This window comes from Conexibacter stalactiti (assembly GCF_033542075.1).
Taxonomy (GTDB): domain Bacteria; phylum Actinomycetota; class Thermoleophilia; order Solirubrobacterales; family Solirubrobacteraceae; genus Conexibacter; species Conexibacter stalactiti.
The window spans coordinates 39,414-56,351 of record NZ_JAWSTH010000023.1 but is presented as its reverse complement, the minus strand read 5'-3'; the positions used below and the strand labels follow the sequence as shown (position 1 = coordinate 56,351).

The 16,938-nt window shown below is 74.2% G+C and carries 12 protein-coding genes; 10 read left to right on the top strand and 2 right to left on the bottom strand.

Annotated elements, in window-relative coordinates; all coding sequences use genetic code 11:
• The first annotated feature begins 113 nt into the window (after positions 1-113).
• From R7226_RS11025 to R7226_RS11010, 4 genes are read left to right on the top strand one after another with little or no spacing between them, the layout of a single operon-like run.
• Positions 114-650: a VOC family protein gene (locus tag R7226_RS11025; protein ID WP_318597205.1), complete on the top strand. Its 537-nt coding sequence runs from the start codon at positions 114-116 to the stop codon at positions 648-650.
• The gene (locus tag R7226_RS11020; protein ID WP_318597204.1) at positions 650-2,227 is read left to right on the top strand and encodes a class I adenylate-forming enzyme family protein; all 1,578 of its coding nucleotides are present in this window, start codon (positions 650-652) and stop codon (positions 2,225-2,227) included. Before R7226_RS11025 ends, R7226_RS11020 begins: the two co-directional genes overlap by 1 nt.
• Complete coding sequence (locus R7226_RS11015) at positions 2,224-2,916, top strand: nitroreductase family protein (protein ID WP_318597203.1); 693 nt, start codon at positions 2,224-2,226, stop codon at positions 2,914-2,916. The genes R7226_RS11020 and R7226_RS11015 overlap by 4 nt, the downstream gene beginning before the upstream one ends.
• Positions 2,913-4,463: a class I adenylate-forming enzyme family protein gene (locus tag R7226_RS11010; protein ID WP_318597202.1), complete on the top strand. Its 1,551-nt coding sequence runs from the start codon at positions 2,913-2,915 to the stop codon at positions 4,461-4,463. Before R7226_RS11015 ends, R7226_RS11010 begins: the two co-directional genes overlap by 4 nt.
• On the opposite strand, the gene R7226_RS11005 is transcribed toward R7226_RS11010, so the two are convergent.
• Positions 4,456-7,179 (bottom strand): LuxR C-terminal-related transcriptional regulator, encoded by a 2,724-nt coding sequence (locus R7226_RS11005; RefSeq protein WP_318597201.1) that lies wholly within the window; start codon positions 7,177-7,179, stop codon positions 4,456-4,458. The genes R7226_RS11010 and R7226_RS11005 overlap by 8 nt on opposite strands.
• Here R7226_RS11005 and R7226_RS11000 point away from each other — a divergent pair.
• Genes R7226_RS11000 through R7226_RS10975 form a run of 6 tightly spaced genes read left to right on the top strand, consistent with a single transcriptional unit; the run spans position 7,178 to position 15,902 of the window.
• Entirely contained in the window at positions 7,178-8,500 is a 1,323-nt protein-coding gene (locus R7226_RS11000) for an ABC transporter substrate-binding protein (RefSeq protein ID WP_318597200.1), read from the top strand. The two genes, R7226_RS11005 and R7226_RS11000, sit on opposite strands and share 2 nt — an antisense overlap.
• Positions 8,497-10,503, top strand: a complete 2,007-nt coding sequence (locus R7226_RS10995) for an ABC transporter permease (RefSeq protein WP_318597199.1) — start codon at positions 8,497-8,499, stop codon at positions 10,501-10,503. Before R7226_RS11000 ends, R7226_RS10995 begins: the two co-directional genes overlap by 4 nt.
• Positions 10,500-12,038 (top strand): ATP-binding cassette domain-containing protein, encoded by a 1,539-nt coding sequence (locus R7226_RS10990; RefSeq protein WP_318597198.1) that lies wholly within the window; start codon positions 10,500-10,502, stop codon positions 12,036-12,038. Before R7226_RS10995 ends, R7226_RS10990 begins: the two co-directional genes overlap by 4 nt.
• On the top strand, positions 12,035-12,787 hold the full coding sequence (locus tag R7226_RS10985) for an EthD domain-containing protein (protein WP_318597197.1): 753 nt from the start codon (positions 12,035-12,037) through the stop codon (positions 12,785-12,787). Before R7226_RS10990 ends, R7226_RS10985 begins: the two co-directional genes overlap by 4 nt.
• On the top strand, positions 12,787-14,478 hold the full coding sequence (locus tag R7226_RS10980; RefSeq protein ID WP_318597196.1) for an FAD-dependent monooxygenase: 1,692 nt from the start codon (positions 12,787-12,789) through the stop codon (positions 14,476-14,478). Before R7226_RS10985 ends, R7226_RS10980 begins: the two co-directional genes overlap by 1 nt.
• Positions 14,475-15,902, top strand: coding sequence for an amidase (locus R7226_RS10975; protein WP_318597195.1), 1,428 nt, complete (start codon positions 14,475-14,477; stop codon positions 15,900-15,902). Before R7226_RS10980 ends, R7226_RS10975 begins: the two co-directional genes overlap by 4 nt.
• Here the strand turns inward: R7226_RS10975 and R7226_RS10970 are convergent.
• Positions 15,899-16,885 (bottom strand): MBL fold metallo-hydrolase, encoded by a 987-nt coding sequence (locus tag R7226_RS10970; RefSeq protein ID WP_318597194.1) that lies wholly within the window; start codon positions 16,883-16,885, stop codon positions 15,899-15,901. The two genes, R7226_RS10975 and R7226_RS10970, sit on opposite strands and share 4 nt — an antisense overlap.
• Between the last annotated feature and the right edge of the window lie 53 nt (positions 16,886-16,938).

Sequence of the window (16,938 nt, the reverse complement as noted above, 5' to 3'; positions counted from 1 at the left end):
ATGGCAGTAGTAGGCCTGCGGTCCTCGCGGCGGTCGCGCCCTTGACGCTCGCCATCCGCCCCCGCTAGGCTGCCATACCGACTGGTCGGTTTTACGGCAGGAGGAGTGAGCGGGTGCCCGTCAGCGAAGTACACCACGTGGCGATGAGCGTCTCGGACCTGGAGCGCGCGGCGACCTTCTACGAGCGTGCGCTCGGCTACCGGCGCACGCTCAGCGCCCGCGTCGGCGGCCCCGAGATGGCGCGCTCGCTCGCGCTGCCGCAAGACATCGGTGGCAGCATCCAGTACATGCAGGGCCCATCGCAGATCGGCCAGCTGGAGCTGATCCAGTGGGACGACGGCCCGGGCGAGCCGCCGCGCGTCGGCCACCTCCACCTCGGCACCTTCCTGCTCAGCTTCCAGGTCCCGGTCGAGGAGCTGGAGGAGCTGCACGCCGCCGTCGAGGCCAACGGCGGCAGCTGCATCGACCGGCCGACGCAGGTGCTGCTGGAGAACTACGGCCACATCCACGCGTTCGCCGCGCGCGACCCCGACGGCAACCTGCTCGAGTTCGTCTCGCTGCCGAGCCGCGAGCAGATCAAGGCATACCGCGAGCAGCAGGCGGCGGCCGCCGGCGAGCCCGCGCCTGCGTCCGCGCCGGAGCAGACCTGATGCCGACCGCCAACCTCGCCCGGCACCTGCGCCGCCAGGTGATCCGCCGCGCCTCCCAGGAGGCGCTCGTCGACGGCGAGCTGCGCCTCACCTACCGTCAGCTCGACGCCGCCGTCGACCACCACGCCCGCGCGCTGACAAGCGCCGGGATCGAGCCCGGCGACGTCGTCGGGATCGTCGCGCGCAACCACGCCACCTACGTGCTGGAGCTGTACGCGCTGGCGCGGATCGGCGCGATCATGCTGCCGCTCAACTGGCGGCTGCACGCGCGCGAGCTGGGCTGGATCGTCGAGCACTCCGGCCTCACCACGCTGATCGTCGACGCCGAGTTCGAGGAGAAGGCGCGCGCGGTCCAGTCGCTCGGCGCGATGCGCACGACGATCACGCATGCCGCCAGCGCCCCCGGCCACTGGCACGCGCTCGGCGCGCTGCTGGAGGCGACCGCGGACGGCGCGCCGGTCGCCGACGCCGAGACCGGCCTCGACGACCCGCAGCGGATCCTCTACACGTCTGGCACGACCTCGCATCCGAAGGGCGTGATCCACACCAACGGGAACGTCACGCACAACATCCTCGGGCAGCTGCTCGAACTGGAGCTGAGCGCCAGCGACCGCACGCTCGTCTCGGCGCCGCTGTTCCACGTCAGCGGCCTGGAGGCGCCCGGCCACACGATCCTCGCCGCCGGCGGCACGATGGTGCTGACGCCGACCTACGCCGGCCGCGAGATCGTCGCGCTCGCCGCGCGCGAGCGGATCACCGGGATGGTGCTGGCCGCGCAGATCCTGCTCGACATCCTCGACATGCCCGACCTCGGCGACTACGACCTCTCGGCGCTGCGATTCGTGATCTTCGCCGGGGTGCCGCCGGTCGTGCGCCGCCGCTTCCAGGAGGCGTTCCCGCACGTCCGCTCGATCGACACGTTCGGGATGACGGAGCTGACCAATGGCGCCTGCTACCTCGACGCCGCCCACTCGCGCAGCAAGCTCGGCTCGCAGGGGACGCCGTTCCCGCTGATGGACATCCGCGTCGTCGACCCGTCGACCGGCGCCGAGCTGCCGCCCGGCGAGGTCGGCGAGATCGTCGTGCGCGGGCCGAAGGTCTCGCCCGGCTACTGGCGCGACCCGGAGGCGACCGCGCGCGCCTGGCGCGACGGCTGGTTCCACTCCGGCGACATGGCCTCGATCGACGCCGACGGCTTCCTCTGGTTCGCCGACCGCAAGGGCGACATGATCAAGTCGGGCGGCGAGAACGTCGCCAGCGCCGAGATCGAGCGCGTGATCGCCGACCATCCCGCCGTCGCCGAGGTCGCCGTCGTCGCGGTCCCCGACCCGAAGTGGGACGAGGTGCCGAAGGCGTTCGTGCTGCTGCGCGCCGACGCCGAGCTGAGCGAGGCCGAGCTGCTGCGCCACTGCGGCGCCCAGCTCGCCCGCTTCAAGCTGCCCAAGCAGGTCGCGTTCGTGACGGCGCTGCCGCGCAACGACTCCGGCAAGGTGCTGAAGCGGGTGCTGCGCGCCGACGAGCGGACGGAGGCGGCGGCCGCGCCGCACGACGCCGGCGCGCACGAGGCCGCCGCATGAGCGCCGCCGCCGAGGCGCCCGACGCCACCGCGCCCCTGCTGACCGACGTCGACGAGGTCCTCTCGACGACGCGCGCGGTGCGCAGGCGGCTCGACCTCGGCCGCCCCGTCCCGCGCGCGGTGCTCGAACGCTGCATCGAGCTGGCGCGCCAGGCGCCGATGGCGGAGAACCGCGAGGTCGCCCGCTTCGTCGTGATCGAGGATCCCGGCGTGCGCGCGCAGGTCGCCGCCGTCTATCGTCGCGCGATCGAGGATCACGTCACGACGCCGCTGCGGATCTCCGCCGAGCGCCGCGCCGCCGCCGGCAAGCCGCCGCGCGAGCCGCGGCCCGAGATGGCGCGCGCGATGGTCAGCGCGCAGCACCTCGTCGACCACTTCCACGAGGTGCCGGCGCAGATCCTCGTCGGCTCCGTCGACCGCGTCCCGCAGGAGCCGCGCGGACCGTTCGCGAGCATGTTCTACGGCTCCGTCTACCCGGCGCTGTGGTCGCTGCAGCTGGCGCTGCGCTCGCGCGGGCTCGGCTCGGCGCTCACCTGCATCCACCTCCACTACGAGCGCGAGGTCGCCGAGATCCTCGACCTGCCGGAGCAGTTCACGCAGGTCGCGCTGCTGCCGGTCGCCTACACGCGCGGGCTCGACTTCAAGGCGGCGCGGCGCGCGCCGGCCGACGAGGTCGTGACATGGCGATGAGCGCGCCGACCGCCAACCTCAGCCGCCTGCTGACGTGGGCCCGCCACCGCTACGCCGAGCGCGACGCGCTCGTCTTCGAGCAGCGCCGCTGGACCTACGCCCAGCTCGACGATGACGTCAACGCGCTCGCCGCCGGCCTGCGCGAGCGCGGCGTCGGCCCCGGCACGCGGATCGCCGTGCTGGCGATGAACCTGCCCGAGTACCTGCTGCTCGGCCTCGCGCTGGCGAAGCTCGGCGCGGTGATGGTGCCGCTCAACTACCGCCTCCACGAGGAGGAGCTGCACTACCTGCTCGACCACTCCAGAGCGGAAGGGCTGGCGAGCGAGTCGGCCTTCGCCGAGACGGCGCGGGCATTGGCGCAGCGGCTGCCGGCGCTGCGCGCCAACCTCTCGCTGGAGGGCGACCTCGGCGCCGGCTGGCCGACGGCCGCGGAGCTGATCGCCGCGCACGCCGGCGCGCGCGTGCCCGACGCTCCGGTCGGCGACGGCGACCTGCAGCGGATCCTCTACACCTCCGGCACGACCAGCCGCCCGAAGGGCGCGCGGCTGACGCACGGCAACGTCAACGCGAACATGCACGCGCAGGTCGCCGAGCTGGCGCTGACGAAGGACGACCGGATCCTCAACTTCGCCCCGCTCTACCACGTCGGCGGGCTCGACATCCCGGGCTACACGACCTGGTGGGTCGGCGCGACGATGGTGCTGATGCGCCGCTTCGACGCGCAGTCGATCCTCAACGCGATCGCGCACGAGCGGATCACCGGGATGGTGATGGTCGCGACGATGCTGAACATGATGCGGCGGCTGCCGCTCGACCAGCAGCGCGACACGAGATCGGTCAGATGGCTGATCTTCAGCCAGGTGACGCCCGCGCTCTTCCACGAGACCGTCGCGGCCTTCCCGAACGCGCGCCTGATCGAGGGCTACGGGATGACCGAGACCTGCAACGGCCTCACCTACCTCGACATGGACCACATGCTCAGCAAGCAGGGGTCGGTCGGGACGCCGCTGCACGGGGTTGACGTGCGCGTCGTCGACGAGCTGGGCGCGGAGGTCGCGCCCGGCGTCGCGGGCGAGATCGTCGTGCGCGGCCCGAAGGTCTGCGACGGCTACCTCGACGACCCCGAGGCGACCGCGCGCGCCTTCCGCGATGGCTGGTTCCACACCGGCGACGTCGGCCGCTTCGACGACGACGGCTACCTCTACGTGCTCGACCGCCTCAAGGACATGATCCGCAGCGGCGGCGAGAACATGGCCAGCTCCGAGATCGAGGCGGTCGTCGACGCGGTGCCGGCGGTGATCGAGGCGGCCGTGATCGGCGTCCCGCACCCGCAGTGGGTCGAGGTGCCCGTCGCCTTCGTCGCCGCCGCCGACGGGCTCGACCCGGCCGCGATCGCCGAGCACTGCGCGACGCGGCTGGGCAGATTCAAGGTGCCGAAGGCCGTCTACGTGCTCGACGAGCTGCCGCGCAACCCGTCGGGCAAGGTGCTCAAGCGCGAGCTGCGCGAGCGCGTCGCGCAGCTGACACCGGACTGGTCGGCTACCTGATCAGCTCCGCGAGCGCGTGGCGGTCGCGCACGCCGAGCTTGCGACAGGCGCGCAGCACGTGGACCTCGACCGTCCGCACCGAGATCACCAGCCGCTCGCCGATCGCCGCGTTGGCGTAGCCGGCCGCGACGAGGCCGGCGACCTCGCGCTCGCGCCGCGTCAGCTCGTCGAGGACGGTGCCGGGCGGATGGGTGAACGGCAGGCGCGCGCCCTCGCACGCCTCCAGCAGCGCGGCGCTGCGCGCGGCCGCCGACGCCGCGCGGTCGAGCGCGCCGGCCTGCCGCAGCGCCTCGGCCGCATGCTCGCCGGCCTCGGCCGCCAGCAGCAGCTCGCCGGCCCGCTCGAACTCGGCCGAGACGCGCGCGAGCGCCGCGCCGTCGCCGCTCGCGAGCGCGCGGGCGTGGATCGCGAAGAGGTGGAACTGGTCGGATGAGGCGGCCGTCGCGATCGCGTCGAGCCGCTGCGCGATCGGGCTGGGCAGCGCGCCGATCCGCAGCGCGAGATGCAGCAGCTCGGCCTCGTGGACCGGCACCGTTCTGCACGCGCGCGAGCTGTCGAGCGCGAGCCGCCGCGCCTCGGCGATCCTGCCCTCGGCGAGCGCCTCCAGCACGTTCGCGAAGCTGACCGGAACGATCTCGATCCACTCCAGCGGCCGGCCGGAGCTGGCGCGGCGCGCCTCGGCGGCGGCCTCGCGCGCCGTCTCGTGCTCGCCGACCATGAAGGCGCAGCGGGCGAGCATCAGCAGCGCCGCCGGGCGCATCGCGCGCGGATCGGCGTCGTCGTAGCTGCTGACGGCCTCGCCCAGCCAGCGCATGCCGGTGCGCATGCGCCCCTGGTACCAGGCGGTCGTACCGAGGCTGAGCGCGACCAGCCCGCTGAGCGCCATGTTGCCGGCGGCCGCGTCGCGCAGCGCGTGCAGCTGCGCGTCGGTCTCCGCGAACGCGGCGGCGCCGCGCAGCCGCGTCACGAGCCACGGCCACAGCAGCCGCCAGTCGACGCTGTCGGGGGTCTCGAAGTCGACGATCGCGTCGATCAGCTCGCGGCTCTCGTCGGGGAAGCCGTCGAGGTGCAGCGAGAAGGCGAGCTGCGCGGTGATCTCGCGCCGCAGGCCGGGCGGCAGGCCGGCCGTCGCGAGCGCCTCGCGGCCGACGCGGACGGCGGCCGACATCTCGCCGCGGTCGGCCAGCACCGCGATCCGCAGCGCCTGGATCCGCGCGCGCCAGGCGTCGCCGGGCCAGCGCTCCTGCGCGGCGTCGAGCAGCTCCAGCGCGGCGTCGCCCTGGCGCAGCCCCCACTGCAGCGCCGAGCTGCGCAGCCGGATCGCCTCGGCCTCGACGAGCGGGTCGTCGTGCGCGCCGTCGAACGGCGCCAGCGCCAGCTCGACCTCCTCGAAGGCGCCGGTCGCCGTCGCGCTGCGCGCCCACGCGAGCGCCGCCTCCAGGCCGCCGCCCTGCTCGCAGGCGAGCTGCGCCAGCCGCCGCGCGAGCGCGTGGTCGAAGTTGCGCAGGCCGATGTTGGCGGCGGCCAGCAGCGCATCGGCGGAGACCGGCAGCCCGATCTCCAGGCGCCACTCGACGACGCGCAGCACGTCAGCCTCGCGCCGCGCGCCGGTCTGCGCGACGGCGGCGGCGAGCTGGCCGACGAGGTCGGCGCGGCGGCCGGGCGACTGCCGCGCGCGCAGCAGGTCGCCGTAGAGCGGGTGGCTCAGCCGCAGCAGCAGCCGGCGGCCGTCGCGCACCGTCGTCACGAGCGCGAGCCGCTCCAGCTCGTCGAGCGCGTCGGCGCCGCCCAGCTCGGCCGCGAGCGCGCGCTCGAACGGCTCGGCGACCGCGACCAGCTCCAGCAGCCGCTGCGCCGCGCCGTCCAGCTCGCTGATGCGCGTGCGCAGCAGCTCGGCGAGCCCGGCGGGGACGGCGACGTCGGGATCGGCGAGCTGCCACAGCCCGTGGTCGCGCGCGAGCGCGCCGCTCTCGCGCAGGCCGTGCAGCAGCTCGGTCGCGAACAGCGCGTTGCCCTCGGTGCGGGCCCACGCCCACGCGAGGAAGCGCGATTCGCACGGCCCGCCCAGCAGCGTCTCCGCCAGCGTCGCGGCCTCGGCGGGGGTGAGCAGGTGCAGGTCGGCGCACTCGGCGTGACCGTCCTTCCACAGCGCCGTGATCGCGTCGGGCGCCGCCGTCCCGTCGCGCACGGTCACGACGAGCGAGGCGACGCGGCTGACGGCGAGGTGCAGCACGAGCGCGGCCGAGCCGGGATCGAGCAGGTGGGCGTCGTCGACGACGACGAGCGGCGGCAGCTCGCCGCCGGCGTCGCGCAGCGCGCTCGCGGCGGCCGACAGCAGGTCGTGGCGGTGGGCGACGGCGTCGGCGCGCTCGGGCAGCAGCGCGGCGACGGCGCCGAACGGGATCGTCGCGACCGACTCCGTCGCGACGACCCAGTGCGCGGCCCCGCCGGCCTTGCGCGCGGCCTCGCGCGCCAGCCGCGTCTTGCCGACCCCGGCGGGGCCGCGCAGGACGATCGCGCCGGCGGTCGGACCGGCGATCGCGGCGTCGATCCGCGCCAGCTCCTGCTCGCGGCCGATCAGCGCGACGGCGCCGCGCTCGGAGATACGTAGCGGTGTACGTACGCGATCGGGAGCGATACGTGGCAGCTTTGTCGACTTAGCTGATCGGATTTGATCAGAATAACGCTCTCGGTCGTGATCTCGAAAGGTCCGCATGTCCCGCGTCACTTCTGGACCGCCACGCTCGTCGCGCCCTCGCCGGCGCACGCTGCGGGCGGCACTCGCCGCCCCGCTGCTGGCGGCCGCGCTGTTCGTCGCCGCCTGCGGCGAGGAGAAGGCTGACAGCTCCACCGCCGCCGACGCCGCGCCCGCGGCGACGAGCACCACCGCGACGGGCGCCGGCGGGACCGCTTCCGGCCCGCTCGGCGACGCCGCGAGACTGGCCGCCGCGTACGTCGGCGGCACGCCCGGCAGAGCCGACGCCAGCCTGAAGCCGGTCAAGATCGGCTTCATCAACACGCAGGGCGGCGTCGAGGACGACCCCGACGCGACCGCCACCGCGCAGGCCGCCGTCGACCTCGTCAACGAGCAGCTCGGCGGGATCGAGGGGCACCCGCTGGAGCTGGAGACCTGCTTCGTCGTCAACGCCGCCGAGGACAACCAGGCGTGCGCGCAGAGATTCGCCGCTGACGACGACGTCGCCGTCGTCCAGATCGGCATGGGCAGCGCCCTGGACCCGATCTACACGACGCTGAGAGGCCGCCGCGCGATCCTCGGCGGACTCGCGATCGAGCCGTCGTCGCTCGTCGCCCCGGCCGTCTTCTACACGCCCGGCGCCGCCCGCACCGGCACGACGATGGCGCAGTTCGCGAAGGACAGACTCGACGCCAGAAAGGTCGCCTTCGTCTACGGCGGCGACGAGCGCGGCGTGCAGGCGCTCGCGCCCGCCTTCGAGGACCTCGGGATGACATACACGGCCGCCTCGATGGGCGAGGAGGGCGCGCAGCTGAACGCCGCGCTCGTCGCGACGAAGGCGAAGGACGCCGACGCGATCGTCTTCCTCGGCTCCGGCGCGACCTGCGCCCAGCTGGAGAAGACGAAGACCAGCCTCGGCATCGACACGCCGGTGATCGGCACCGACCTGTGCGCCAGCAGAGAGGTCGCGGAGGCGCTCGGCGACTATCCGAGATGGAACTTCATCTACCAGAGCGCCAACTACAACGACCCCTCCAACCCCGAGGTCGCGGCCGTGCAGGCGGCGATGGAGGAGTACCAGTCGGGCGTCCCGTACAGCCTCATCTTCCCGTTCGGCAACACGCTCGCGCTCGCGAAGATCTTCAACGAGCTGGGCGTCGACGCGCTCACCTTCGAGAACGTCGAGAGAGCGCTGAGAGCGTTCGAGGGCCCGGTCTTCGCCGGCCCGCAGAGACTCGCCTGCGGCTCGCTCGCCGCTGAGGGGCAGCCGGCGCTCTGCAGCCCGACGGCGATCGTCTCCAGCTACGTCGGCGACGACGTCTGGGAGGACAACACGCCGTGAGCGACCTGCTCGCGTTCGTCTTCCTCGGCCTCGGGCTGGGCGCCGTCTACGCGGCGCTCGGCCTCGGCCTGGTCCTGACCTACCGCGGGTCGGGAGTGCTGAACTTCGCAGCCGGGGCGAGCGCGGCATACGTCGCCTATGCCTACCTCGCACTGCGCGAGGAGGGCCAGCTGTTCGTCGGCTTCATGATCCCGCTGACGCCGGAGGGGATGCGGCTCGGCGTCCCCTCCGCGCTGACGATCAGCGTGCTGCTGGCGGCGGCGCTGGGGCTGGTGCAGTACTTCCTCGTCTACCGCCGGCTGCGCGACGTCGGGCCGCTCGCGCGCGTCGTCGCCTCCTCCGGCGTGCTGCTCGTGCTGCAGGCGGCGGTGATCCTGCAGTTCGGCGCCGAGCTGCAGAACCTCCAGCCGGTGCTGACCGAGCGGCCGGTCCACGCGCTCGGCGTCGCGGTCCCCGCCGACCGCCTGATCCTCGCCGCGATCGTGATCGCGATCGCGTTCGCGCTGTGGGCGCTGTTCCGCTTCACGCGCTTCGGTCTCGCGACGCGCGCGGCCGCGGAGAAGCGCACCGGCGCGCAGCTGATCGGCCTCTCCTCGACGCGCATCGAGGCGACCAACTGGGTCCTCTCCTCGGTCCTCGGCGGCATCGTCGGGATCCTCGTCGCGCCGATGACGACGCTGCTGCCCGACGTCTACACGCTGATGATCGTGCCGGCGCTCGGCGCCGCCGTGCTCGCCGGCTTCCGCTCCTTCTGGCTCGCCGTGCTCGGCGGCTTCGGGATCGCGATCAGCCAGTCGCTGCTGACCTACGCCGAGACGCAGAGCTGGTACCCGACGGCGAACGGCATCCCGCTGCCGGGGATCAAGGCGGCGCTGCCGTTCTTCGTGATCGCCGTCGTGCTGTTCGCGCGCGGCCGGCGGATGCCCGACCGCCTCACCGTCGCCGCCCCGAAGCTGCCTGCCGCGCCGCGCCCCTCGGCCGTCCGCGTGCGGATGATGATCAGCGCCGCGATCGCGATCGGCGCGCTCTCGCTGCTCGACTTCGGCTGGCGCCAGGCGACGATCAACACGATGATCGGCGCGATCGTCTGCCTCTCGCTCATCGTCGTCACCGGCTACATCGGTCAGCTCACCTTCGAGTCGATCACGCTCGGCGGGGTCGCCGCCTTCGTCGCCGCGCGGCTGTCGGAGGACTGGGGCATCGGGACCCCGATCGGCCCGCTGCTCGGCGTGCTGATCGCGACCGTCGTCGGCGTGCTCGTCGCGATCCCGGCGATCCGCATCCGCGGGATGCAGCTCGCCGTCGTGACGCTGGCCGGCGCCGTCGCGGTGCAGGAGGTGTGGTTCCGGCACCCCAACTGGGGCGGCGGGCTGCAGCCGGCGCGCGCGCCCGCGCCCGAGCTGTTCGGGATCCCGTTCGGCGCGACCGACTCCTTCTGGGCCGGCGACGGACAGGTGCCAGAGCCCGGCTTCGGGCTCGTCGTCCTCGCCGTGCTGCTGTTCGTCTCGATCCTCGTCGTCAACCTCCGCCGCAGCCCCTCCGGCATGCGGATGCTGGCGATCCGCTCGAACGAGAGCGCGGCGATCGGCGCCGGCGTCAACGTCGCGCGCGCGAAGCTGCAGGCGTTTGCGCTCGCCGGCTTCCTCGGCGGCATCGCGGGCGTGCTGTACGCCTACAGCTTCGGCGCGATCGGGCCGGAGCGCTTCAGCGCGATCACGGCCGTCTCGTTCCTCGCCGTCGCCTATCTCGGCGGCATCACGACCGTGACCGGCGCGGTGATCGCCGCGCTCGGCGTCACGCAGGGCGTGATGTTCCACCTCACGACGTCGGTCTTCGGGATCCCGAGCGAGTACTACATGCTCGCCGGCGGTCTCGGCGTCGTGACGGCCGTGCTGGCGGAGCCCGAGGGCGCCGCGGGCGTCTTCCGCCATCAATGGGACAGAGGGCGGGCGCGCTTCGCCGGGCGCTCGGCCAAGCGCGCGGCGGCGAGGCTGGCGCGATGAGCGGGCCGCTGCTGCACGGCCGCGGGCTGACCGTCCGCTACGGCGGCGTGACCGCCGTCAACGCCGTCGACCTCGATCTCGACGGCGGCCGCGTCACCGGGCTGATCGGCCCCAACGGCGCCGGCAAGACCTCGCTCGTCGACGCGATCACGGGCTTCGCGCCGCTGACCGGCACGCTCGAGCTGGAGGGCCGCGACGTGCTCGGCGTGCGCGCGCACGAGCGCGCCGAGCTGGGGATCGCGCGCACCTGGCAGGGCGTGCAGCTGTTCGCCGACCTGACGGTCGAGGAGAACCTGCGCGTCGCGCTGCGGCGGCCGGGGCGGCTGCAGTTCGCGCGCGACCTGCTGCGGGTCCGCGGCGACGGTCCCGACGCCGTCACGCAGGAGCTGCTGGAGCGGTTCGAGCTGGACGGCGTCGCCGAGCGGCTGCCGAACGCGATCACCCACGTCCAGCGTGTCGTCACCGGCCTGGCGCGCGCGGTCGCCGTGCGCCCGCGGGTGCTGCTCGTCGACGAGCCGGCCGCTGGGCTGTCGGAGGCCGAGGGGCGCAGGCTCGCCGTCCACCTGCGCGCGCTCGCCGACGACGGCGCCGCGGTGCTCGTGATCGACCACGACATGGGCTTCGTGCTCGGCCTCTGCGACGAGGTCGCCGTGCTCGACTTCGGCAGGCTGATCGAGCGCGGCAGCCCGCAGCAGATCCGCGCCTCGGCCGCGGTCGCGGAGGCGTACCTCGGGGTCGGGGACGCTGACGCCGACGCACCCGCGCAGGCCCCGCCGCAGCAGATCGAGGTCGTCGCGGAGCCGACCGTCCTGGCGGTCGAGGGCCTCCACGCCGGCTACGACGGCCTCGACGTCGTGCACGGCATCGACCTGCGCGTCGGCGCCGGCGAGGTCGTCGCGCTGCTCGGCGCCAACGGCGCCGGCAAGACGACGACGCTGCTGGCGATCTCCGGGCTCGTCTCCGCGCGCGGCGTGGTGCGGGTCGGCGACACCGACGTCAAGGGCTGGGCGACCGAGAAGATCGCCCGCGCCGGCGTCGCGCACGTGCCCGAGAACCGCGAGCTGTTCGGCGAGCTGACCGTCGCCGAGAACCTGCGGCTGGCCGCCCGCTCGCGCGAGGAGCTGGCGCGCGTGCTGGCGATCTTCCCGGCGCTGGCGGCGATCAGCGGCCGGCGCGCGTCGGTCCTCTCCGGCGGCGAGCAGCAGATGCTGGCGATCGCGCGCGGGCTGGCGATGGCGCCGCGCCTGCTGATGATCGACGAGATGAGCCTCGGCCTCGCGCCGCTGATCGTCGAGCAGCTGCTCGCGACGCTGCGCGAGGTCGCGCTCGCCTCCGGCTGCGGCGTGCTGCTCGTCGAGCAGCACGTCCACCGCGCGCTCGACGTCGCCGACCGCGCCTACCTGCTCGCCGACGGGCGCGTGACCGCGCAGGGCCCGGCCGCGGCGATGCGCGACGAGATCGGCGAGCTGACCGCCGGCTACCTCGGCGACGACGACCTTCTGACCCAATCCGATCCCTCAAGGAGCCACGCATGACCTCACCCTCTCCCGATCGCGTGTCGCTGCAGCTCGCCGCGCAGCACGGCGAGGAGGAGCTGCTGCGCGCGCACGTGCGGCAGCTCGCCGAGGTCTGGGCCGCCGCCCTCGGGCCGGAGGTCTCGGTGCGCGCGACCGTGCGCCGGCCGGTGACCGACCTCGCCGAGACGCACTTCCGCGAGCTGCTGCCGAACCTGCGGCCGTTCGACGCGACGCTCGACGCGTGGGGGCCGGCGCGGCTGAAGATCGCGGCGACCGTCGGCGCGCTCGTCGAGGGTCTGGCGGAACCGGTGATCGACGAGCGCCGCTCGCGCATCCTCGTCGGCCGCCAGATGGACGTGAAGGAGGGCGACGGCCCGTTCGTCGTCACCTTCCTGCAGAACCCGCGCGAGGACTTCTCGCGTGAGCAGTTCCTGACCCGCCTGCGCGAGCGCCACGTCACGATCGCGCTGCCCGACGACCCCGACGGGAGACCGGTCGCCAACCGCCTCGCCGGCTTCCGCTTCACGACCGTCGACGGCGAGCGCAGCGCGCTGGCGGCGGAGGCCACCGGGCTGGCGGCCGCGCCGTTCCATGCGCTCTCCGAGCCCCACTACGACGACGTCGCGCACTTCCGCAGCGTCACGTGCGACCCGGCCGTGCGGACGGCGGTGACCGCGGACGAGCTGGAGTTCCTCGACCACGAGCGCTCGGCGGCGACGACCTCCGAGACGATCTTCGTCGTGCGCGCCGAGCCGGCGGCCGCCTGATGCCGGAGGTCGTCTACGCGCCGGGTCCGCTGCCGCCGGAGACCGACGTGCTGATCGCCGGCGCCGGCCCGGTCGGCGCCGTCCTCGCGCTCGACCTCGCGCGCCGCGGCGTGCGGACGGTCGTCGCCGAGCAGTACCTGAACGTGCCCGAGCACAACGTGCGGGCGCAGAACCTCAGCATGCACAGCATGGAGCGGCTGCGTGCGCTCGGCGTCGCCGAGCGCGTCCGCGCGCACCGCAGCAGCGTGCCGCAGGAGTGGTTTCAGGAGATGGCCTTTCGCACGTCGATCGCCGGTCGCGCGCTGGCGCGGCTCGCCCGCCCGGGCGAGCTGGGCGGCTGGCGTGAGGTCGCCGTCGAGAACCACCACATCCAGCCGCAGTACCTGACGACCCGCGCGCTGCGCGAGGCGGCCGCCGAGGCGGGCGCGACGATCGTCAGCGGGGTCCAGCTGACCGATCACGACGACAGCGGCGAGGCGGTTCGCGCGACCTTCCGCGACGCCCGCGACGGCCGCCGTCACACGGTGCGGGCGCGCTACCTCGTCGGCTGCGACGGCGGCGCCAGCGCCGTGCGCGAGCGCGCCGGAATCACCCGCGACGTCTCGCAGCAGGCCGGCCACTTCGCCAACGTCCACATTCGCGTTCCCGAGCTGTTCGAGCGCCTGGGGACCGCACCGGCGGCGATCAACTTCGTCGTCAACGAGCGGGCGCAGAGCATCTTCCTCGCGTACGAGGCCGACCGCTGGCGGTTCGGGATCGGCCCGTTCGCGAGCGAGGCCGAGATCGACGAGCGCGCCGTGCGCGACGCGATCGACGCCGTCCTCGGCGCCGACGTCGGCGCGACGATCGAGTCGTACTCCAGCTACGCCGCGCGCTGCGAGATCGCGAGAGGCTACCGGCGCGGCCGCGTGCTGCTGGCCGGCGACGCGGCGCACCTGTTCCCGCCGAACATGGGCCAGAACATGAACGTCGGGATCGGCGACGCCGCCAACCTCGCGTGGAAGCTCACCGCCGTGCTGGAGGGCTGGGGCGGGGAGGCGCTGCTCGACAGCTACGACGTCGAGCGCCGGCCGATCGCCTGGCAGACCGGGCTGCGGTCGCTGGAGACGGTGGTCGAGCAGCACGAGGCGCTGGCCGAGATCATCGCGCGGCGGCGCGACGACCTCGCCGACCCGGGCTCGCCCGCGGCCGACGTCGCGCTCGCGCAGGAGGTCGCGGCGACCTTCCTGCCGCGCTGGAGATCGGAGGGCGTCGTGCTCGACCAGCGCTACGACGGCTCGCCGATCGTCGCGGCCGACGGCACGGTCGCCCCGGTCTGGAGCAGCGGCGACTACGCGCCGCTGGCACGCCCCGGCCATCGCGCGCCGCACGCCGAGGTCGACGGCGTCCCGCTCTACGACCTGCTCGACGCGGCCGGTCCCGGGTACGCGCTGCTGCGGCTGGGCGGCGACGGCGCCGCTCTCGACGCGGATGGCGCCGACGCCGACGCCGACGACGCGACCGGCCTGCTCGAAGCCGCCCGCGCCCAGCGCCTCCCGCTCGCCGAGCTGCGCCTGTCCGACCCGGCGCTGCGCGAGCTGTACGGTGCGCCGATGGTGCTCGTCCGGCCCGATCGCCACGTCGCCTGGCGCGGCACCGCCGCGCCGCCCGACCCGGACGCGCTGATCGCGACGCTGCGGGGTGCGGCATGAGCGCCGCGGGCGGCGCGATCCACCGCCTCTCGGCGGTCGAGATCGCGGCCGGGATCCGCGCGCGCAGCTTCTCCGTCGTGGAGGTGCTGAGCGATCACCTCGACCGCATCGACGCGGTCAACCCGCGGCTGAGAGCGATCGTCACGCTCGACGCCGACGGCGCGCGCGCGGCCGCCCAGGAGGCCGATCGCGCGCTCGCGCGCGGCGAGGCGCACGGCGCGCTGCACGGGCTGCCGATCGCGATCAAGGACCTCGTCGACACGGCCGGGATCCGCACGACCTACGGCTCGCCGCTGTTCGCCGACCACGTGCCGACGCGCGACGCGCTGCTGGTGCAGCGGCTGCGGCAGGCGGGGGCGATCGTGATCGGCAAGACGAACACGTCGGAGTTCGGCGCCGGCTCGCAGACCTTCAACGAGGTCTTCGGGACGACGCGCAACCCGTACGACCTCGCCCGCACCCCCGGCGGCTCCAGCGGCGGCGCGGCGGCGGCGGTCGCGGCGCGGATGCTGCCGCTGGCCGACGGCTCCGACCTCGCCGCGAGCGTGCGCAACCCGGCGTCCTTCTGCAACCTCGTCGGGATCCGGCCGACGCCCGGTCGCATCCCCGCGGACCCCGGCGTCGCCGATCCGTGGAGCCCGTTCGGCGTGACGGGCACCTTCGGCCGCTCCGTCGCCGACGCGACGCTGCTGCTGGGCGCGCTCGCCGGCCGCGACCCGCGCGCGCCGCTGAGCGCGCTCGACGAGCTGCCGGCGCAGTTGGAGGAGCGGCTCGACGGAGCGGTCGCTGGCACGCGCGTGGCGTGGAGCCGGGACCTCGGCGGGCTGCCGGTCGAGCCGGCCGTGACCGCCGCGCTCGAACCGGCGCGCGCCGTGCTCGCGTCGCTCGGCTGCGAGCTGCGCGACGCCGAGCCGGACCTGGCCGTCGCCGATGAGGCGTTCGACACGCTGCGCGCGGTCGCGTTCGTCGCCGCGCACGGCGCGAAGGTCGCCGAGACGCCCGACCAGGTCAAGCAGACGATCCACTGGAACGTCGACCGCGGCCGCGCGCTCGACGGCGAGGCGGTCGCGCGCGCGATCTCGCTGCGCGGCCGCGCCTTCCACGAGCTGCGGAGCTTCCTCGACGACCACGACGTGCTGGCGCTGCCGACCTCGCAGGTCGTGCCGTTCCCCGTCGAGGTCGAGTGGCCGAGCGAGATCGCGGGCGAGCGGATGGAGCACTACATCGCGTGGCTGCGCTCCTGCTCGCGCATCACGGTGACCGGCCATCCGGCCGTCTCGGTGCCGGCCGGGTTCACGCCCGAGGGGCTGCCGGTCGGCCTCCAGCTCGTCGGTCGTCATGGCGGCGAGGCGGCGCTGCTGCGGGTGGCGAGCGCGCTCGAACGTGCGCTCGCGCCGCAGACCCCGCGCGAGCCGGTCCTCTAACCGGCTCGCCGCTCCAGGTAGCGCTGCCAGCCCATCGCCTGCATCACGGCGAAGCGACGGCCGGTCAGGCCGATCCGCTCCCATGGGCGGCCCCAGTCGAGCGCGGTCGTCAGCTCCCAGGCGGTCGCGTCCGGCCGCCTGGCGAGCACCGCGGCAGTCCGCGCGAGCCGCTCGTCCTGTTCGCCGAGCGTGCGCGCGACGACGGCCGCCACGTCGCCGAAGCGGTACTGGTGGCCGGGCAGCACCTGGTCGATCGGCAGCGCGGCGAGCCGCCGCAGCGAGTCGCGCAGCTGCGCGACCGGATCGTCGTCGTCGTCGCTGACGAGCCCGACCTGCACCTCGCCCTCCGGCAGCAGCACGTCGCCGCCGATCAGCAGCCGGCGCGAGCGATCCAGCAGCGAGACGTGGCCGCGCGCGTGGCCGGGGGTCCACAGCAGCTCCAGCTCCAGGCTGCCGAGGCGCAGCGTCTCGCCGTCGGCGAGGAAGCTGTCGACGAGCAGGTCGTCGCTGTGGGCGGCGAGCGCGCGCGAGGAGGCGACCATCTCCTCCAGCACCGCCGGCGGCAGCCCGGCGAGCGTCAGCTCCCGTTCGAGCTGGTCGAAGAAGCTGCCGCGCAGCGGCCGCTGGAGCTGGAAGGCATCGAGCGGGTGGATCGCGATCGGCGCCCCTGACGCCTCGCGCACGCGCGCGGCGAGCCCGATGTGGTCGGGGTGGTTGTGCGTCAGCACGAGGTGGGTGACGTCGCCGATGCGATGGCCGGCGGCGGCGAGCCCGGCCAGCAGCGCCTCCCAGCTCAGCTCGTCGGCGTAGCCGGCATCGACCAGCACGACGCCGTCGTCGTGGCGCAGCAGGTGGACAAAGACCGACAGCACCGGGCTGCCGGCGAGCGGCAGCGGCACCGCCCAGATGCCGTCGCACACCATTTCGGGCGCGCCGACCTCGCGGGCATGGAAGGCGGCGCGGTGGACGGAGGCAGTGGTCATCGCTATATTCACAACATACCGAATGGTCGGAATCAAGTGATCGGGACCGTTCG